Origin of the sequence: Tatumella sp. UCD-D_suzukii, assembly GCF_000611875.2 — a bacterium.
Taxonomy (GTDB): domain Bacteria; phylum Pseudomonadota; class Gammaproteobacteria; order Enterobacterales; family Enterobacteriaceae; genus Tatumella; species Tatumella ptyseos.
The window spans coordinates 319,387-339,081 of sequence record NZ_JFJX01000012.1; the positions used below are offsets into that span (position 1 = coordinate 319,387).

13 protein-coding genes are annotated in these 19,695 nt (G+C 54.9%); 6 read left to right on the plus strand and 7 right to left on the minus strand.

The window, feature by feature from the left end; translation table 11 throughout:
* Positions 1 to 14: 14 nt before the first annotated feature.
* Positions 15 to 1,655, minus strand: coding sequence for a malate dehydrogenase (quinone) (gene mqo, locus CG67_RS05600; RefSeq protein ID WP_025901998.1), 1,641 nt, complete (start codon positions 1,653 to 1,655; stop codon positions 15 to 17).
* A 335-nt stretch (positions 1,656 to 1,990) separates the two neighbouring features.
* On the opposite strand from mqo, the gene CG67_RS05605 reads away from it, so the two are divergent.
* Positions 1,991 to 2,908: a bestrophin family protein gene (locus CG67_RS05605; protein WP_025901999.1), complete on the plus strand. Its 918-nt coding sequence runs from the start codon at positions 1,991 to 1,993 to the stop codon at positions 2,906 to 2,908.
* A 124-nt stretch (positions 2,909 to 3,032) separates the two neighbouring features.
* On the opposite strand, the gene CG67_RS05610 is transcribed toward CG67_RS05605, so the two are convergent.
* Entirely contained in the window at positions 3,033 to 4,247 is a 1,215-nt protein-coding gene (locus CG67_RS05610; protein ID WP_025902000.1) for an MFS transporter, read from the minus strand.
* A gap of 615 nt (positions 4,248 to 4,862) precedes the next feature.
* Between CG67_RS05610 and CG67_RS05620 the strand changes: the two genes are divergently transcribed.
* Positions 4,863 to 6,215 carry a carbohydrate porin gene (locus tag CG67_RS05620; protein WP_025902002.1) on the plus strand — a complete coding sequence of 451 codons (1,353 nt, stop codon included), beginning with the start codon at positions 4,863 to 4,865 and terminating at the stop codon, positions 6,213 to 6,215.
* A 204-nt stretch (positions 6,216 to 6,419) separates the two neighbouring features.
* On the opposite strand, the gene fhuB is transcribed toward CG67_RS05620, so the two are convergent.
* From fhuB to fhuF, 4 genes are all read right to left on the minus strand, one after another.
* Positions 6,420 to 8,384, minus strand: coding sequence for a Fe(3+)-hydroxamate ABC transporter permease FhuB (gene fhuB, locus CG67_RS05625; RefSeq protein WP_025902003.1), 1,965 nt, complete (start codon positions 8,382 to 8,384; stop codon positions 6,420 to 6,422).
* The gene (gene fhuD, locus CG67_RS05630; RefSeq protein WP_025902004.1) at positions 8,377 to 9,303 is read right to left on the minus strand and encodes a Fe(3+)-hydroxamate ABC transporter substrate-binding protein FhuD; all 927 of its coding nucleotides are present in this window, start codon (positions 9,301 to 9,303) and stop codon (positions 8,377 to 8,379) included. The genes fhuB and fhuD overlap by 8 nt, the downstream gene beginning before the upstream one ends.
* On the minus strand, positions 9,293 to 10,030 hold the full coding sequence (locus CG67_RS05635) for an ATP-binding cassette domain-containing protein (protein ID WP_084764919.1): 738 nt from the start codon (positions 10,028 to 10,030) through the stop codon (positions 9,293 to 9,295). The genes fhuD and CG67_RS05635 overlap by 11 nt, the downstream gene beginning before the upstream one ends.
* Before the next feature lie 78 nt (positions 10,031 to 10,108).
* Positions 10,109 to 10,780, minus strand: a complete 672-nt coding sequence (fhuF, locus tag CG67_RS05640; RefSeq protein ID WP_025902006.1) for a siderophore-iron reductase FhuF — start codon at positions 10,778 to 10,780, stop codon at positions 10,109 to 10,111.
* Between the two features lie 165 nt (positions 10,781 to 10,945).
* Here fhuF and CG67_RS05645 point away from each other — a divergent pair, with 165 nt between their 5' ends.
* The 3 genes from CG67_RS05645 (at position 10,946) to CG67_RS05655 (ending at position 16,273) form a co-directional block, all read left to right on the plus strand.
* Positions 10,946 to 13,138, plus strand: coding sequence for a TonB-dependent siderophore receptor (locus tag CG67_RS05645; RefSeq protein WP_025902007.1), 2,193 nt, complete (start codon positions 10,946 to 10,948; stop codon positions 13,136 to 13,138).
* Between the two features lie 66 nt (positions 13,139 to 13,204).
* Positions 13,205 to 14,839, plus strand: a complete 1,635-nt coding sequence (locus CG67_RS05650; protein ID WP_025902008.1) for a multidrug ABC transporter permease/ATP-binding protein — start codon at positions 13,205 to 13,207, stop codon at positions 14,837 to 14,839.
* Positions 14,840 to 15,016: 177 nt separating this feature from the next.
* Positions 15,017 to 16,273, plus strand: a complete 1,257-nt coding sequence (locus CG67_RS05655; protein ID WP_025902009.1) for an MFS transporter — start codon at positions 15,017 to 15,019, stop codon at positions 16,271 to 16,273.
* A gap of 167 nt (positions 16,274 to 16,440) precedes the next feature.
* Here the strand turns inward: CG67_RS05655 and CG67_RS18780 are convergent, their stop codons facing one another.
* The gene (locus CG67_RS18780) at positions 16,441 to 17,238 is read right to left on the minus strand and encodes a GMC oxidoreductase (protein WP_371190674.1); all 798 of its coding nucleotides are present in this window, start codon (positions 17,236 to 17,238) and stop codon (positions 16,441 to 16,443) included.
* Positions 17,239 to 17,394: 156 nt separating this feature from the next.
* Between CG67_RS18780 and CG67_RS05665 the strand changes: the two genes are divergently transcribed.
* Complete coding sequence (locus CG67_RS05665; RefSeq protein WP_025902011.1) at positions 17,395 to 19,656, plus strand: hypothetical protein; 2,262 nt, start codon at positions 17,395 to 17,397, stop codon at positions 19,654 to 19,656.
* The last annotated feature ends 39 nt before the right edge of the window (positions 19,657 to 19,695 follow it).

A 19,695-nucleotide genomic window follows, 5' to 3' on the forward strand; every position in this document is an offset into this window, starting at 1 on the left:
GTCCAGTGATCCCGTTACAGTGCCATATCGTGTTGCGGACTGGCCGTGTGTTCCGCCGGGGTCGCTGCCTGCGCGGTGGCCGGTGCACTGATCACCGGGGGTTTGGTCAGTTGTAACGTCTGAGCCGTTTCATCCCACACCTGCTGAGTCAGAGCCACATCACCGTTCAGCTTACGGCCATAGCTTGGCACAATTGTGCGGATTTTCTGCTGCCATTCCGGGGTTTTTACCTGCTCGCTGAACAGTTTTTCGATCACATTTAAGGTGATCGGCGCTGCTGTCGAGGCACCCGGGGAGGCACCCAGCAGTGCCGCCAGCGTTTTCTGCTGGTCGGTCACAATCTCAGTGCCCAGCTTCAGCACGCCGCCTTTGCTGGCGTCTTTCTTGACTATCTGTACCCGCTGTCCGGCCTGCCACAGATGCCAGTCTGATGGTTTCGCGTCCGGGTAGTATTCCTTCAGCGCGGCAAAACGGTCTTCATCAGACAGCATCACCTGGCCTATCAGATATTTCACCAGATCAAAGTTATCAATACCCACATGGGCCATCGGCATGAAATTATGAGTAGTGGTGGCATTCAGCAAATCAAACAGCGAACCGTTCTTCAGATATTTAGTCGAGAAAGTCGCAAAGGGGCCGAACAGTACCACTTTTTTACCGTCCAGATTACGGGCATCCAGATGCGGTACGGACATCGGTGGCGCACCGACCGAGGCCTGGCCATAGACTTTCACCGGATGGTGTTCGGTAATGGCCGGGTTTTCTGTCACCAGGAAAGAGCCGCCGACCGGAAATCCGCCATAGTTTTCCGCCTCCGGAATGTTGGTCTCCTGCAGTAACTTCAGTGAGGCACCCCCGGCACCGATAAAGACATAGCGGGCATCAATATCATGGGTCGTATTGGTTTTACGGTCGTTGACGGTTACATGCCAGGAGTTATCCGCGTTGCGTGAGAATCCTGTCACTTCGGTAGAGAGTTCCAGGCTGAAGTTTGGCTGTTGTTTCAGGCTGCCAACCAGCTGACGGGTGATTTCACCGTAGTTGACATCGGTCCCCAGCGGGGTCCAGGTGGCGGCCACTTTTTGTGCAGGGTCACGGCCATCAATGATCAGCGGTGCCCACTGACGGATCTGATTCTGGTCAGTGGAGTATTTCATCCCCTGGAACAGGGTACTGGTCTGCAGGGCTTCATAGCGTTTGTGCAGGTAATCGACGTTTGCCTCACCCCAGACAAAGCTCATATGCGGGGTAGAGTTAATAAAGGAGTGCGGGTTATTCAGTACTCCTTGTCTGACCAGGGAAGACCAGTACTGTCTGGAAATCATAAACGATTCATTGATCTCCAGTGCCTTACTGATATCGATGCTACCGTCGGCACGTTGCGGCGTATAGTTCAGCTCCATATTCGCAGAATGGCCGGTACCGGCATTATTCCAGCCGTTCGACGATTCTTCTGCCACACCGTCCAGCCGTTCCACCATGATCTGCTGCCAATCCGGTTGCAGTTCATGCAGCCAGGTCCCCAGCGAAGCACTCATGATGCCGCCACCGATCAGCAGGACATCGGTTTTTTCGGTAGCCGCGGCCACACTTTGGCTGAAAGTTGTCATGGATAACAGGGTCAGACTGAAAGCAATTTTCTTTGAATACATCATAATACGCCTGGTCATTGGGAAAACTGGCCGAAGTGTAACGCTAAATGTGACTAAATGTGAATAGTATTGTGTAATTATATAGAATTAAAACTGTTTGTTAAATGTGAATAAACTGACAAACTATTGATTGTAAGTGGTAATTTTATGCGGTGAAAAATGGTGAGGCAGGTAAATATTTAACATATGTAATACCGGACTGCCTGAATGTAACAGTAGGTGATTAAATACTACGATATTGCGGAGGCGGAGATAGGGGGCGACTGACAGCAATTTCTGAGGTCAGACTTGAGAATTATTGTATAATCGGCAGACCGCCAACGACAGCCGACAGACGCATGATTATCCGAAAACCTCAGCACTGGTTTATCCGCTTATTTGACTGGCATGGATCAGTTCTATCAAAAATATCCTTTCGCCTGAGCCTGAATGTATTGATGTCCCTGCTGGCCTTACTGAGCCTGCCCTGGTACGAGAGTATGAACGTTCGGCTGACCACAGCGCCGTTCAGTCTGCTGGGCATTGCCATTGCGATTTTCCTGGGCTTTCGCAACAATGCGAGTTATGCGCGCTTTCTGGAAGCTCGTTTACTCTGGGGAACACTGCTGATTAATAGCCGTATTTTGCTACGTCAGCTTCATTCCGTGTTACCGGCCAACGCGCCGGAATTGATAAGATTCTCTGAATTATTGTCGGCCTATGCGTATGCGCTGAAACATCAGCTCAGGGGCAGTGACGCCCGTGCGGATTTGCAGCGCCTGCTGCCGGAAGCGGTTTTTCAGCAGGTGATCAACAGTCCTTTCCGCGCCAACCGCGTGTTGTTATGTCTGGGGGAGTCGCTCGGGCAGATGCGCCGTGAGGGAAAACTGTCGGATATTCTGTTTACTGAACTGGATAAGCCGTTGCGTAAACTCGAGACCATTCTCGGGGGATGTGAGCGGCTGGATAATACGCCCATCCCCTTTGCCTATACGCTGATCCTGCACCGCACTGTCTATCTTTTCTGTACCCTGTTACCGTTCTCGCTGGTGACAGAACTGCATTATATGACCATTCTGGTGTCAGCCTTTATCTCTTATACCTTTCTTTCGCTGGAGTCGCTGGCAGAAGAACTGGAACGGCCTTTCGGCACGGCATCTAATCAGTTACCGCTGGATGCCATTTGTCTGACCATTGAACGGCATATGCTGGAAATGAACGACCTGTCACCTTTACCTCCGGCTTTACTCCCGGATCGGCATTTCAAACTGACCTGATCTGCGTTCCGCAGGGGGCACGGCTGGCCCGGAGACCCGGCCAGCCGGCTAATCTTTTCTTTCGCGTCGCGTCGTGTAATGCCGTGCCGGCTGACGGTCACTCGTCCGGCCAGCCGCACGACGCTTATTCGGCTTCTTTCAATGTCCCGGCCCGGCCAGCGCGCCGGAAGGTCAGGCTCAGGTAAATCAGGTTCAGCAGGATCACTACAGCCGAAGCCAGAAAGACCCAGCGCATCCCCAGAGCCGCGGACGTTACGGCACCCAGCAGCGGGCCGGTGACATTTCCCAGGTTCATAAAAGACTGATTGTAACCAAAGACCCGCCCGGACACGTTGGCTGAAGAGTGGCGCAATAGCAGTGACTGGATAGCAGGGAACATGGCTCCGTCAGCAAAACCCAATAAAAAACGCAGCAGAGAAAACTGCGTCACACTGCTGACCAGAGACATCAGCGTCAGCAGCAGGATAAACATGACGAAGGCGACAGAAATAATCCGGTGCGGTCCCAGCGTATCGCTCATCCGGCCCCAGACGGGGGCGGAGATCAGGGCCGACATTCCCGGCAGCGCCGCGATAAACCCGCTGATAAAAGCAATATTATGGCTGTCCGGGGAGAGGTGCTGCACATAGAGAAACAGGATAGGGTTGACCGAACCGTTACATAACTGAACCGATAACGTGCAAAACAGCAGGCTCAGTATCACGCTGGCGGAAGGAACGGTCTGCCAGACAGAAGGGGGCTTACTGACCGTATTCTTCTGCCGTGCGGGCTGAGGTTCTTCTTTGATCAGAAAAAACGTAACCAGCGTGGCAATCACCAGCAAACCGGTGGTGACCTGGAACACAGGACGCAGGCTAATGGTATCTGCCAGATAACCACCGAGCAACGGCCCGCCGAGGAACCCGCTGATCTGTGCGGTAGAAAGAATGCTTAGCGCCCAGCCACTTCTGCCTTTCGGTGCCTGTGAGGCCACCAGTGCCATCGCATTAGGAATATAGCCGGAGGCCAGCCCCATAATGCCGCGCCATAAAAAAAGCTGCCAGACATGGGTCACCAGACCCTGAAAGAAAATGGCGATAGCCATGCCGATAGCGGCACGGATCAGCATTAACTTGCGGCCCTTACTGTCGGCCAGTCGTCCCCACATCGGCGACACTATCGCTGAGACCAGGAACGTAATACTGAAGCTCAGGCCCGACCACAGGGTGAGATCCGCCGTGCTGTAGTGGCCGAGTTGTGAAATATAGAGCGGCAAAAAAGGCAGAATCTGGCTAGTACCTAAACCTGTAATAAAACATCCCAGCCAGAGGGAAAACAGGTTCTTCTTCCAGGAGATCATAAGCAGAGGGCGATTATCTAAGCAGTCGGAGGGAAAAGTATACGCCAGCTGACGGCACAATGGCAGTCAGAACCGGGAATAAGCCGTTGAAATGACAGGTGCAGGACCGTAATTCGCATTTTTGATCCGCCGGAGGAGCTGTCCGGACTGACGGGGCATGTCGCCGGGGGACGGGTCTCTGTTATCAGGCAACGTAATATCAGTGACGTTTTTTTCTGTAACATCACTGGCCCTGACCGACGGGGAAGGGACATTATTTTTCAACAGTTGCCCGCAACAGAAATATTCCCATCTGGCGGTAATCTCATTATGACAAGGGTCACAATACTGAGTGAACAGAGCAAAATCCTCTTTCACTGAACAATGCGGATGATACAGTGTGCGGGTGTGATCAGTAGCCGAAATTCAGCGGCTTACGCGGCATCGCGCTGCCTGGAAACAGTATCAGCCACCTTTATGAGGTGCCTCAATGCGCAGAAAAATCTGCTGTCTTTCGCACAATGATTTTCCTGCCTCATTATCTCGTTAGCTGGCTTTATTACAGGATATTGTTAATTCGGGCTTTAGTGTTATATCACCGTCAATGGATAACGGATAATCTTTCAGGATGAGAATATGGATAATTCAGGGAAATACGGCCCTTTTAAACCTTCAGTCATCATTACGGCATTATTTTTATCTTCATCAGCGCTGGCAACCGTCCCGGATTACAGTGTTCTGGGGTTTGAAGCGCCCCGGGAAGGCTTGCTTGGCGATTCGGGAGGCCTGCGTTCGGGACTGCAAGCCCGCGGCTTTACTTATTCTCTCGGCTACCTCAGCCAGACGGCGCTCAATATGGCGGGCGGCTATAACAGCCACAGTAAAGCGGAATATATTGATCAGTTCTCCCTGACCTTTAATCAGAATTTGGAAGCCCTGACCGGTATTCCGGATGCAGCGATTGAAGGGAACATCGTCAACCGCAACCATAACAGTAACCTGACTAGCTCGCGTCTGCAAAATCCCTCGATTCCCTTTAACGACCTGGCTCAGGAAAGCTGGGGCGGACAGTCGATTACCCGTCTGGGCTGGCTGACGTTTTCGCGCAGTTTCCTGGACCACCGGCTCTCCTGGCGGGTGGGACTGATCAATAAGGTTCAGACCTTTGACCAGTCTATCCCTTGTGATTTTCAGGTATTAAGTCAGTGCGGCGGGAAATCCGCCAATGCCATGCTGTGGAATAACTGGAATGTTCATAGCTGGGGCACCACACTGGCCTATAAACTGACACCGGAGTGGACCCTGAAAGCCGGGGTGATGGAACAGAACCCGCGTGTGGCGGATCGCAGCCATGCCTGGAGCTGGTCAACCCGGGGCAGCCGCGGGGCATTGTTCCCGGTCGAGGCGGAACTGAAAACGCAGGTCAACGGACTGCCCGGCGTCTACAACGTGGGGGCACTGCTGACCAATGCCCGCCAGCAGCACCTTTCCCGGGGTGTGTCGCAACCGGATGGCAGCCGGGATCCTCAGGGCTACCGTACCTACGGAACTACCGGGTTTATCTGGGCGTCAGGTAACCAGCAGATCACCCGTCACCCGGACGATGCCAGCCGGGGGATGAGTATTTCATGGAGTGGCAGCCTTTCGGATCAGCGTACTAACCGTGTGCGGTTGACCAGTTCACTGTCGATGCGTTATCGCGGATTACTGGATGCGCGGCCCGAAGACTGGCTGGGACTGGGCGTCAGTTATATTAAAATGAGTGGTTACGCGAACGAGCAGTTGCAGTTTGCCAGCCAGGGGCAGTTTCCGGGAGGGAACGGGTATCCGGCTATCAGTCATTCGGTCAACGCCGAGCTGTATTATCGCATTCGCGCGACGTCCTGGCTGGAACTGCAGCCGGATATTCAGTATTGGCATAATCCGGGCGGTGCCGGCAGTACGCCGGATGCCTGGGTCGCCGGGCTGAAAACGGTGGTTTCTTTCTGAGTCCGTTTCTCCCGGCCAGGCCGGCCGGGGGAGTTTTCCATCTTTAGCCGCTTCCTGTCCGGACAGAACATCACTCTCAGTCTCTTCCGGTCAGGGTTCGGTTCCTGTCATTACCGGGCAGACCTCTCCCGGTGTATTCACGTCAGCTTTCCTGTGTCCCGGCAACGTCGTCACTGCCCGGCATCCTTCAGAACCGGTCGGGCTTCAGCCGTTGCGTTTTTTGCCGCATAACAACCCGATAAACAGCGGAGTGCCGAGTAACACCGCCATGATCCCGGCCGGGATCTGGAAAGGAAAAATCACCAGCCGGCCCAGGGTATCGGCCACCATCATCAGTACCGCGCCGGTCACCGCCGCGACCGGCAGCGCCACGGTCATCGAACGGAGACCTGCCTGGCTTACCACCCGGGGCGCCAGTAAGCCGATAAAACTCATCGGGCCAAGCAACAGCGTGGCGCAGGCACTGAGTACCGCACAAAAGATCAGCAATACCGCGGTGACCGGCCGCAGGGCAATTCCCAGCGAGGAAGCGACCTCACGTCCCAGCGGCAGGAGGGTCAGCCACCGTGAAAAGAGCAATGCTACCGGCAGAGCGACCAGAAAGAGTGCTAATCCGATCAGGGCCATCTGCGGGGTTGCCCCCAGGGAGGAACCTGACAGCCAGCTGATGATCTGGCTGGTATTTGGCGCACCGCTCGCCAGCAGAATGCTGATGACGGCTGCCGACAGTGCACTCAGTGCGGTACCGGCCAGCAGGATCCGCGGGGAAGATGTGCGTCTGCCAAAAGCAAAGCAGATAATTATCCCCAGGCTCAGCAGTGCGCCGGCCAGCGCCGCCGGGAACATGGCTATTCCGCCCGATACCGGGAAGAACAGCAGCATCAGTACCACTCCGCAGGCCGCACCACTGTTAACCCCCAGCACTTCCGGACTGGCCAGCGGGTTAGCGGTCAGGCGCTGCAGGATAACGCCGGCAATGGCTAACAAACCGCCACAACTGCCGGCGACCATGGCCCGGGGCCAGCGGAAAGCCAGCGGGTCATGGACGCTGAAGCTGATCCCGCTGGCATTTCTTTGAATGGCGAAGCAGATCAGAGCCACAATGATCATCAGCAGTACCAGTAGCGCACACTTTTTACCGTTCATCGACAGCGTCCGGCTGACCGGTGTCCGCAGGTCCGGCGCAGTCACAAAACGCGCCCGGGCGATGATCCATAGCATCAACGGGATCCCGCAGATAGCCGTGATATTGCCGGCAGTCAACGGGTATCCCGCCGATCCTGCCAGTATCGACAGTTGGTCGCAGATAAGCAAAATCAGCGCGCCGAACAGCATTACCCGCAGCATATGACTGATAAACCGTTGATGCGGATAAAGGCGACAAATCTGCGGGGCAAACAGGCCAATAAAACCGATAATTCCGGCCTGACTGACCGTCCAGCCGCATAACACTGTCACCAGCGCTAACCCGACCAGACGTATCTTCTGACTGCGGCCTCCCAGACTGTCGACGATGGCATCGGACAGACGCAGCAGGTTCAGCGCACGGGAAAACAGCAGTGTCAGCAGCGTGGTCAGGATCAGTACCGGTGCCAGACGGCGCGCCACCGACCAGTCGTTCTGCGCCAGATCACCGCTGCTCCAGATAAACAGGTCCTGCAATTGTTCATGACGGAATAAGGTCAGCCCGTTTTGCAGAGCAGAGCAGAACAGGCCGATCAGTAATCCGGTCAGTAGCAGGGTCAGGGTGGATAACTGACGCTGACGGCTGAGTGCGAAAATAATCAGCATACATACCATGGCCCCGGCCAGCGAAAATCCCTGACCGGCCAGCACGCCGCCACCCAGCAATGTTGCCAGGGTCAGCCCCAGTTGAGCACCGGAGGCTATTCCCAGCGTGGCCGGCTCCGCCAGCGGATTTTTCAGCAGTAACTGGCATAGCCAGCCGGCAAGGCCCAGCGCGCCTCCGGCCAGCAGAGCAACGGCGATACGCGGCAGAAAGCTGTACTGAAACAGCAGGTGTTGTTGCAGAAGAAGATTGGCCGCGGCCGGGGGAGTGAGCTGTGCAATTCCGGGCGGATGAACGTAATGCAGGGTATTGGTGAGCAATAAGCCCGCGGCGCTCAGGCAAAGCAGTAAAATAAGGAGGATCCCGACAGGTTTACGCATGCCACTCTCCGGCACTGCGGGCCAGTGCCCCGGCAAATCGCAGGGCAGAACAGAGCCCCCCATACAGCCACACCGGGTCCAGCAAATAACGCCGATGCTGCTGATTAAACGGCATCTGCTGCCAGAGAGGCGAACCGGCAAGCGCGGTGGTGACAGACGTATCATGGTGTGAAAACTGTAAAGCAATATCCGCCTGACAGGTCAGTAACTGTTCGGTCCCGACAATCACGCTGCCCCACAGGCTGGTGGCCCCTTGCCAGGCACACTCCAGTCCGGTGGCGGCAAGCACTTCCCCGAACAGGCTGTCATGCGTCAGCACCAGAACCTGACGCGGAGAGAGCAGTGTGAACATCAGGATCTTTTTACCCGCCATCGGTGCTAACTGACGCCGGTATCCGGCCATCTGCTGCCGGAAACCGGTGAGAAACTGTTGTGCCTGAGCCTCGCGGTGAAGGCGCAGGGCCAGTTGCAGGATATTATCGCGGGCAGTGTTGAGCAGGGTTTCACCCGGCTCACGGAAGGAGTATTCCCATACCGGAGCAATCTGCTGCAGACGGGAGACAGGCAACGCGGAGTGATCCGGCAGGATCAGCAAATCCGGGGAGAGGCTGGCCAGCAGTTCCAGGTTTGGCTCGGTGCGTAACCCCAGTTCAGTCACCTGTGGCGGCAGAACCGGTGCCGCGACCCAGTCATGGTAACCGCGGATATCGCTGACAGCGACAGGGGTGATCCCGAGCGCATACAGGGTTTCGACAGCCGACCATTCCAGGGCCGCCACCCGAGGCACTGACGCCGGAGGGGCTGCTGCGATAGCGCCGGCGGGCAGGGAGGCTGCGGCCACTATCAGTGCCGAGCGGCAAAGCATCTGACGACGGGTCAGCATCGGCGTGTCGCCGTCTGGCAGGTAATTATCTGACATAACTGATGAGATCCCCGTTCTCCGGCTGGCGAATGATACCCATGGCAACGCCATAGATTTGCTCCAGTTGCTGTTCTGTCATCAGTTCGCTGACACCGCCCTGGAATATTTTTTCGCCCTGGCGCAGCGCAATAAATTCATCACAAAACCGCGCCGCCATATTGATATCGTGCAGCACCATGATCACGGTTAACTGACGCTGCCGTGAGAGATCACGGATGACTGACAGCACCTCTTTCTGATGGGCAATATCCAGTGCAGACGTGGGTTCATCCAGCAGCAGGCAATGGCTGCCCTGAACCACACACATGGCAATCCAGGCCCGTTGCCGTTCACCGCCGGATAACTGTTCGACCGGATGGCGGGCCTGCCGGGTCAGCGACACGCTTTCGATGGCATTGGCGATGATGTCTTTGTCTTCATCGGTCACCCTGCCGAGTGCTCCGTGCCATGCATAGCGCCCCAGTGCCACCAGTTCAGTAACGGTCATTCCTTCTGCCACGGGCAGGTGCTGAGGAAGGTAGGCCACCTGACGGGCAAATTCGCGGGCCCCCCACTGGTGAAGGGGTTTACCCCGCCAGCTAATCTCCCCGTCAAACTCAGGGTTCTGCCGGCTGAGCAGTTTTATCAGGGTCGATTTACCTGAGCCATTATGACCGATTAACCCGGTCACTCGCTGAGGCGTAAATTCGAGGGTCAGGGGGTTAAGTAACTGCCGGTGACCCATGGATACCTGTGCCTGATGAAGGCGAAAGGTCGCTTCCGGCGGTGCCGGGGGGGTACTTTTCACGGGATCTCTCCGGGATTAATGTTTACCGCATTTTTCCAGCGGGCAGGAGGCACATTTCTGATGATCGTCCAGCCGGAAGATCAGACAACAATGGCGGCGTTCGGTTTTGTCTTCACCGTCAGGCGTTTTCAGTGTGCGCAAGGGGGCTTTCAGACGATTAATACTGCCGTCGGTGAAATGGCTGGCAGAAAAAAGGTCGCGGAATATCCGGACATCGGCTGCTTTGCTGTCGGCCTGCTGCATACCCTGCCATAACCGCACCGCGGCATTGCTCCAGAACACCGTAAGATTATTGCCCGCCAGGGACGAGAGGGTCTGACACACCGGGGTAATAAACTGACAGATTAACTGCTCTGTCTGCTGATGTTGCTGAGCAGGCGTCAGCCCGCGCAGTGGTTCACCCCGCTGATGCCAGCGTTCCGGGCAGCCCGCGGCATTCAGCGTCAGCTGACCGTTAAATTCCCACAGCGGACAGGCACGCTGTTCACTGCATAACTGATCGGCCCAGCTGATCAGTGCATCTGCAAAAAACCATTGTGACCACAGTGACAGCCAGGCGACTTTGCGGGCCGGGGAACAGGCCGTCCAGCCGCCGGGGAGCAGGGCCTCAAACTGGTGCGGGTGACAGACAATACTGGCCGGAACTTCAGTCAGTGTTGCGCTCGCAGAGGTGTGGGGTAAAGGCATGACGTTATTCCATCACTGGCGGTAAATATCCAGGAATAATAATGCAAATGATAAAGAGTTGCATTACTATCCTGCGCTTACAGCACCTTTCAGGAACTTTGTCGTGGAGGAAAGCCTCCGTGCGGCGAAATATTTTAGAAACTACTCTGCTCGCAGGTTGAAACTATGTACAAAACTCGCCTTTTATTCCGCCCGGACGTCCTCCGTCAGGCTGTACTGATCGCTCTGTTACCGGTCAGTGTCCCGGTGCTGGCCGCGGAGACTGACACGCAAGTCCGGCCTGAGACACTGACAGTGACCGCCAGCCCGCCGGGCGCTGATACCAATAACGGTCAGGACCCGGTACCGGCGTTTCTCGACGGCGGCATCGCCAACGGTGCGAGGCTGGGGGTATTGGGAGAGCAGAAATCGCTGGATGTGCCTTTCAGCGTGATCAGCTATACCTCAACTTTGCTGGACGCTCAGCAGGCCCGTACGCTGCAGGATGTGGTGAAAAATGACGCTTCTGTTCAGAGTGTGCGCGGCTACGGAAACTTTTCTCAAGGTTTTCGTATCCGTGGTTTTGATCTGTACGGTGATGATATTGGCCTGAATGGTTTATATGGCATTTTGCCCCGCCAGATCCTGCCGCTGGAGGATGTGGACAGGGTAGAGCTGATCAAAGGGTCCAGCGCCTTCCTGAACGGTGTCCCGGCCGCCGGGACCGGCGTCGGGGGGAACGTTAACATTGAATCGAAGCACGCCACGGCTTCTCCTGTCCGTCGTCTGAATGTGGACTATAACTCACGCAGTCAACCCGGGATCAGTGCAGATATCGGCCAGCGGTTCGGCGACAATAACCAGTTCGGCGTAAGGGCGAACGTGGTCCACCGGGAAGGCGAAACTGAAATCCGTCATGAAAAAGACCGGACCACAGCGGCGTTTCTGGGCCTGGATTACCGCGGCGAAAAGTTCGACAGCTCCCTGGACCTGGGGTATGTGAAATCCACTATCCATAACGGCCGTGCCGGGATCAAACTGGACGAGGGAATGACAGCGTTGCCTGAGGTACCAGACCCGCGAACCAACTATGGCCAGAGCTGGAATTATGCCGACCTGACCACCCGTTATGCCATGCTGAAGAATGACTATCACCTGACGCCGGACTGGGTGCTTTACAGTGCCATTGGCGGCAGCCACACCAATGAATGGTCAGCCAGTGCTTCTCCGGTGGTCTACAACATGGCCGGTGATTCAGACATGAACCTGCTGAATACCCATTACACCGCAGACACTGTGAGCGGAATGGCCGGTGTGCGCGGTAAATTCCGGACCGGCGACATCAGCCACCAGGTCAATCTCGGCTATTCCGGGATCTATAACCGGGCAGGCAGTGCTTATCAGATGTCCGGGGCATTTACCGGACCGAATATTTACCAGCCGACCGCCGTGGAACCGACCGGAATTCTCTATACCGGCGGCAATATGTCCGCGCCTTCGGTCCGCAGCCGGACGGCAAATAACGGCATTTCGTTCTCCGATACCGTCGGCGTGCTGGATGACCGGTTACTTTTTACTGCCGGAGCCAGGTATCAGAAATTACGTATCCGCAATTATGAATACAGCGGTGCAGAAGACACGAACGGGGCATTTGATGCACATCGCTGGTCCCCGGTCTATGGCGCAGTCTGGAAAGCCCGTGACTGGCTATCGGTGTATGCCAACCATATCGAGGGCCTTCAGGCCGCGAATGCAGCACCTTTCAATGCCTCCAATGCCGGGAAGATCACCGGTATCGGGCGTACCCGGCAGAATGAGATCGGACTGAAAGTCCAGCGTGACCGGTTCGGTGGCAACCTGGCGCTGTTCGATATGCGTAAGATGGCTGGCGTATTGGGCAGTGATAATATTTACCGTCTGTCCGGTGAGCAGCGTAACCAGGGGGTAGAACTGAATGTCTTTGGTGAACCGGTACTGGGCTGGCGGGTGAATGCCGGGACCACCTGGCTGAAGCCGGTCATGAATAACATGTACGGGTCGGCAAACGGTAAGGATGCGGTAGGTGTTCCCCGTAACCAGTGGCGGCTGTACACGGAATATGACGTGCCGGGCATGCAGGGCGTGACGGTTAACGGCACACTGATGCACTCCGGTCATCAGTATGCGGACAGCAATAATAGCCTGCGTATGCCGGCCTGGACGCGGCTGGATCTCGGCGTCCAGTATGCGATGCCGTGGCAGCAAACACGCCTGACCTGGCGTGCCGGGGTAGAAAACGTAACGAATGCGAAGTACTGGGAAACCATAGGTCAGGACAGTGGCTATCTGACCCAGGGTGATCCTCGTACCGTGAAGTTGTCAGTGAGTGTGGATTTCTGATCACTGCATTGATTGTCCTTTCTCTTCCCGTCCGCCTGTGCTGGCGGGAATTTTCTGCAGAAAACTATGTTGTTACTTAAATCAGTTCTGAAGCACCACCTGCCGGCGATAGCCGGAATTATCCTGCTAAACCTGCTCAGTGCCTGTCTGGGCATTTTTACGATTTCTTATATCAACCAGACGCTGGCGCAGGAAAGTTCACTGCAAATCGGGCTTGCGAAACTGGCGTGCTTGCTGATCACCTTATTGCTGGTGACGCTGGCGGCTCAGTGGACACTGACCGCGCTGGGACACCACTTTATCTGGAAGAAGCGCAGCCGGATGATCCTGCAACTGCTGGGCATGTCGCCGGACCAGCTGGAGCAACAGGGCAACGGGGAACTGCTATCGATGCTGGGGCCGGATATCCGTAATATTACACTGGCGTTCGTTCGTCTGCCGGAGCTGATTCAGGGGATCGTCCTGGGGATCGTGGCTATCGGGTATCTCGGCTATCTTTCTCTGCCGGTACTGGCCATTGTCGTCGTCTGGATGGGGCTGACCTTTTACTCAGGTTACCGGATGGTGGCACGGGTTTACCTGCACCTGCGGGAAGTCCGTCATTATGAAACTGATTTGCAGGATGTCTTCCAGGTTATCATCCACGGTAATAAAGAGCTGGCGCTTGATCCGGCCCGTGCCCGGCATTTCTATGAGAATGACTACCAGCAAGCGGCGCTCGGCTACCGGCAGCATATTATCCGCGCCGACAGTTTTCACCTCTCGGCCATTAACTGGTCCAATATTATGATGCTGGGGCTGACAGGCCTGATTTTCCTGGCTTCACAGGCCATGAGCTGGATTTCCGGCACGGTGGCAACCTCGTTTTCCCTGACGGTGTTGTTCCTGCGCTCCCCGTTGCTGCAGGCTATCGGGGCCTGGCCGACATTACTGAGTGGTGAACTGGCATTTAAAAAAATAACCGGGATGCTGGCCCCGGATCAGGAAGCACTGCCGGAAACGGACGTGTCGCTGCCTGCCGATTGGCAGACCCTGCGCTGGGAAAACCTGAGCTGGCATTACCCGCAATCCGGTTTCAGTGTCGGACCGGTCTCTGCCCGGCTTAATCGTGGTGAAATCGTATTTATCATCGGAGCTAACGGTTCCGGCAAATCGACCCTCAGTCAGATGCTGACCGGCTTGTATGCCAGCGCCGGGGCCGGCGTCTGGCTGGATGATCAGCCACTGAATACCGCAGAGCTGAAGTCGTTGTTCTCGGTGGTATTTACCCGGCCTTATCTGTTTAAAACCGTGTTTGTGACGCCGGAAAGCGGGGATGAAGCGCTGGCTGAACTGTGGCTGGAGAAACTTGGCCTGCAGGGAAAGGTCAGTATTGAGAATAATCAACTGTCCACGCTGGACCTGTCGCAGGGGCAGCAGAAACGGGTGGCGCTGTTGCTGGCCCTGGCTGCCCGCCGCGATATTCTGTTTCTGGATGAATGGGCCGCCGAGCAGGATCCGCAGTTCAGACGCTATTTTTATCGCGAATTATTGCCCTGGTTCCGGGCGCAGGGTAAGACCCTGATGATCATCAGTCACGATGATGATTATTTCGACGTTGCCGACAGAGTCCTTGAAATGCACCAGGGCCAGTTACGTGAACTGACTGCGGAACAGCGGGACAATGCCTCGCGGGACGTGATTTCTCAACTGGGGCGTTGAAGGCAGACTGCCTGCGGGCGACCTCATCCTGGCCGGAGGGGAGAAAGTTTCTCCGGCATTGATCTAACGATAAATTCATCAGAGAGATAACGATAAAAAATACACGGAATATAGATTACACTGCTCAGATAAGGCATTTTACGTTCTGTATTTTGCCGGATCCAGAGAGAGTTCTCATTGCTTAAAAAATTTGTAAATTCATTCTCTATATATCGGGGGTTACCGACCGATATTTATTACATCGCGGTAGCAAGATTCGTACTGGGCCTGGGTAATTTTATAATCCCTTTTCTCTTCCTGTTGCTTACCCTGAAGCTGGGCTATTCAGCGACCTCCGCCGGGGGATTAGCCATGGGAGTGACGTTATTCTATTTATTGGGCAACTTTTCAGGGGGGAAACTTTCTGACAGCCTTGGCCATAAAAAAATAATGGTCTTTGGCGAACTCGCCGGTTCGGGAGTGCTTATACTGAGTGGCTTTTTCCATGACTGGCATTTAATGCTGCCTGTCTTACTTTTTATCAGTTATTTTTTCTTCGGAATTGCGCTTCCTGCGAGTAATGCCCTGGTGGCTGATTTATCGACCCCGGAAAACAGAAATGCGGTGATATCTTTCAGCTATCTTTCTTATAATTTAGGATCGGGTGTCGGGCCTGTGCTGGCGGGGTATCTGTTCAGGGATCATACCGCCTGGATTTTTATTGGTAACGGTTTAGCCGGTTTAATCGGCATTTTGATCGTTATATTGGGTGTGCGTCATCACTATGAGCGTCGTCTGACACCTCCCGCAGAACCTGGTGATGCTGAGGAAGCGAAGCAAGGCACGGTATGGCGGGTCTTCAAAGAGAGGCCATGGCTGCTGGTTTTCGGGGTTCTATGCACTTTCCTCTGGTTTAGCGTAAACCAGATGACGATAGTCACCCCGCTTTTCCTGGCTCATCGTTATGGTGAGAACGGTCCCTTGTTATTTGGTCAGCTGATGACCTTTGCAAGTCTGCTGGTGGTTATCATCACTCCGATATTAATAAGGGTCACCGGTCAAACATGCGAGATAAAAAGCCTTGCGTTAGCTGGTTTTTTATTTGCAGCAGGCTACTTATTCGTCATGTTATTTAGCCCGATCGCGATGCAGTTTGTGGCATGGTTTTTCCTCTCCGCAGGAGAAGTGCTGCTTTTGACAAAAGAAGGGGTGTATTTAGCCAATCAATCACCGGTGAGCCATCGCGGGCGTATAAACAGCATAATGACGACGTTGAGGAGTTTAGGGTTAATGCCTGCCTGTATTCTGATGGGGGCTTGTATTCAATCCTTCGGATACATTACGACCTGGTGGGTGATCATTATCATTTCTCTTATAACGGCTGTTGCTTTACTTCTGTTGTCACATCATCAAAAGCAATTTAAATATCCGACGGCGCCGGGAAAAGTTAATTAACCGGACATCAGTGACTTTATCAGTATAAAGGCCGTGCTATCGGCGGTGTACGGGCCGATAGCACGGCCGGCAACAATCGCTGTCGGGCGGTTATCAGGGGCTCTGACCCGGACCACGCTCGGAGGCGATGTCTCCGCGTGTGGTCTGCAACCCTCACAGATTAGCGTTTACCGCTGCCGTCGACGTGATTTCACTATCCCGCCGCCGATAACCAGCAGAATAACCACTACAATCAGCGCGATGATCCCGCCTTTCGCTATTGCCAGCAAGGGGGAAACCGCACCACCGTCACGCAGTGTTTTCACCCGCTCCGGTGTGGTGCGGACACCGGCATCCCCGTCATTTTTAAATAAATAGTTCCCTGGCGTATGGCAGGCGGGGCAGTGTGCCAGCCCCTCTGCCAGGCAGGCTCCACGGTTCCATTCTGCAGAATGACCAGCATCCGTCACGAAGGGCGTTGCCCCGGCATACAGACTGTCCCATACCGCCATGGATAACCGGATATTAAACGGAAAAGGCAGGGCGGTTTTCTGTGGACTGAGGTCGACCGGCGCAACACCCTGCATAAAATAGGCATACAGTGCTTTCATGTCACTGTCGGTGATCGCTGCATACGAGGTATAGGACATCGCCGGATAGAGGCTGGCTCCGTCGCGACGTATCCCCTGGCGAACAGCCCGTTCAAAGTCAGTCAGTGAATACTGGCCGATACCGGCAGGGTCAGAAGGGGTAATATTGGTACTGATAATTTTACCGATAGGGGTATCAATCGCCAGCCCCCCGGCAAAAATTTTGCCAGGAATAGCGTCAGCGGTACGTAACCCCAGAGCACAAGCGGTGAGTGTCGAATTGGCGGTGGCGACGGTCGGCATCACCCCGGTAGAAACCATATAGAGGTTGTCATACTCCCGGGCTTTACCGACCGGGTTGGTGACTGACGTCCGTTCATCGGTACTAACTGATATTAAATACTTTTAATTAACAGTGTGTGATTAATCCAAGCCAGGATTTAATTTACCTGCTAAAGATAAAATGCGGCTTTTATCAAGAAATTATACAGCCACATCATCTTATAATCCTTCGCATTTCACATGGTTATTTCCCGAATGTAAGGATGATAAATGAACAATAAGAGCACTCCAGTCGGCAATAACACAACATCCACCCGACTGAAATTACAGTCCACCGGAGTCACGGCTTACTGCACCTTTGGACCTGCACTCTATTTTCATCCGGACAGCGAAACCCTGATAGCCGTTGATGCCTGTGATAACGATGCCATTGAGCGGGAGCATGGCCGGCTGGAAAAGCTGCTGGCTACCCGTATCGACGCCCGGTTGCGCATTGACGAAATCACGCAGCAGATGATAAGCCTCAACTGGCATCAGGTCGCTGAGCGCAACCGCCTCGAGTCACGGCTGAAACAGGAATATCAGCAGCTCGACGGGGCCATCGTGGCGCTGAGAACCGAGCTTCAGGATCTCACCCCTGCCAGCCAGCTTCCGCAGGCCACACTGCTGGACGATAACGCAAAGAAAAGCGCCATCGGTATCATGGAGATGATCGAAATACGCGGCGAAGGATACCGCGGCGGGCGTTACACCTATGTTCGCTCCGATAAAATCCGCAGTCACTGGCGGCGCTATCGACTGAACGACGGCGAAAAACAGCCGGCGACAAAGAGTTTTATGAAAACCGTCAGTCATACCGGTGAAGATGGCGTCACCCGTACGTGGCAGGAAATCGATACGGAGAAGCTGAAGTCACAGCTGGCAAAAGTAAAACCCTCCATGACCATCCGGGAACGGAAGCTGCTTGATGACCATGTGGATGTACTCACTGATTGGGCCAGAGAACTGAATGACAGCCTGAAAGAACATGCTGAATCGGAAAGCGGCAACATCGTTTTTGACGGACAGGCCCAGCTGATGCGCTGGACTTACGGCGCCGGCCTCAAAGGCTCCCTGAACCCGTTTGAATACGACATCCGCACCGGTAAGGTAAAACCCACCGCCACGGCCAGCGGAAAACTGAGCGCCTACGCCAGCCTTGTGCTGGCCGAAGCGAAAAGTACCGCAAAAGTTTACTGGCCTGACCATGCCGGAACCCGTATCTGCTACCCGCTGGATCCGGCACGCATCCCCGGTGGCGGCATGGGGCTGCTCGGCATTCTGCGCTTTGATTTCGAACTGGCTCTGTCCGGCAGTATCGGGGCGAGTCTGGGTATCGAAGCCGGCATCAGCTTCTCCGGGGATATGGTAAAGGGACTCCCCGTCAGAGCAACACCCACCGGCACGCCCGGACAATGGCGTAATGTTGATATTTCAAAAGCAGTCGAAGAAGTAAAGCCCGGTGCAGAACTGAGCCTGTTTGCCGGAGCGGAAGCCGGGGCCAATCTCGCAGGGAGAATGGTCTGGCTCAATCCTGACAAGGCAGGTAAGGGAAGTGACAAATTTAGCTCACTGGCGAAAGTGGCCGTTGGTGTGACCGGACAGGCAGGCTGGGGTGTCAGTGGTTGCGTGGAACTCAGCTGGAAAGACGGGAAAGTCCGTATCCGTATCAAGGGAGGGGTTTGCTCTGGGCTCGGCGCAAAGGGTTCAGTAACGCTGGAAGTGGACGGTCAGGCTATCATGACCGGGTTTATGCCGTGCCTCACCTATATGCTGCGCAATGCTGACTATACCCGCCTGATGAATATCATGACTGAAAAAAATTACGGCTATTTCTGCGCCATCCCGTTACTCACCGGTATCTACAGCCTGAACAGGGCCATTGATGTGGCAGAGGGAATCAGCGATGTACTGGAAAGGAGTTGGAGCAACAAAGAGGCTCGTGTAAGGCTGATGGAAAGAATCCTTGCCGATGATGACTACCTGAAATACGCCCCGCCGGAAAGCAAAGGTGCCGCCATCGCCGCCCTGATTGAGACCAGTTTCTGGGATGAAGTTGCCAGTCCGGCCAGCCATCGGGGGGAAGCCTGCGAGGGCGGCACCACCTTTGCCAGCCGGAAGCGCGCTATTCTTGCCGTCCTGCGCTGGGTGCAGTCAAAGCGTGAGTACGAGAATATCATGCAGCACCTTTCCACCACGATTGGCGAAAAAGGCGACTGGAAAGCCAACGAGGGCCGCGTTATCATGTTTCTGGCTAAAGGTGAGCAACCGCGTGAATACGGATACGATGCCAGGTTCATTCCGGGCGGACCGAAGGTCATCATCACCCCCAGCCACTACGCGGAAAATCTGCACGCCATTTACACCCATTTGCCGGATGCCCCCGCCGTTTCTCCGGGTCACTCGAACGAATTCATGCTCCCCCTCACGCCTGTGTCACCGTCACTCCTGCACAGCTGTACCACCTACATCATTACCCAACACGGACGATAAACCATGACCGGACAGACTCTTTCACGCCTTAGCCTGACA

What these genes read in the sequence shown, in the direction of transcription:
- CG67_RS05650 (WP_025902008.1), top strand. Translation starts at nt 13,205, where the DNA reads ATGTTGTTACTTAAATCAGTTCTGAAGCACCACCTGCCGGCGATAGCC.
- CG67_RS05610 (WP_025902000.1), bottom strand. Translation starts at nt 4,247, where the DNA reads ATGATCTCCTGGAAGAAGAACCTGTTTTCCCTCTGGCTGGGATGTTTT.
- mqo (WP_025901998.1), bottom strand. Translation starts at nt 1,655, where the DNA reads ATGATGTATTCAAAGAAAATTGCTTTCAGTCTGACCCTGTTATCCATG.
- CG67_RS05635 (WP_084764919.1), bottom strand. Translation starts at nt 10,030, where the DNA reads ATGGGTCACCGGCAGTTACTTAACCCCCTGACCCTCGAATTTACGCCT.
- CG67_RS05605 (WP_025901999.1), top strand. Translation starts at nt 1,991, where the DNA reads ATGATTATCCGAAAACCTCAGCACTGGTTTATCCGCTTATTTGACTGG.
- CG67_RS05645 (WP_025902007.1), top strand. Translation starts at nt 10,946, where the DNA reads ATGTACAAAACTCGCCTTTTATTCCGCCCGGACGTCCTCCGTCAGGCT.
- CG67_RS05620 (WP_025902002.1), top strand. Translation starts at nt 4,863, where the DNA reads ATGGATAATTCAGGGAAATACGGCCCTTTTAAACCTTCAGTCATCATT.
- fhuD (WP_025902004.1), bottom strand. Translation starts at nt 9,303, where the DNA reads ATGTCAGATAATTACCTGCCAGACGGCGACACGCCGATGCTGACCCGT.
- CG67_RS05665 (WP_025902011.1), top strand. Translation starts at nt 17,395, where the DNA reads ATGAACAATAAGAGCACTCCAGTCGGCAATAACACAACATCCACCCGA.
- fhuF (WP_025902006.1), bottom strand. Translation starts at nt 10,780, where the DNA reads ATGCCTTTACCCCACACCTCTGCGAGCGCAACACTGACTGAAGTTCCG.
- fhuB (WP_025902003.1), bottom strand. Translation starts at nt 8,384, where the DNA reads ATGCGTAAACCTGTCGGGATCCTCCTTATTTTACTGCTTTGCCTGAGC.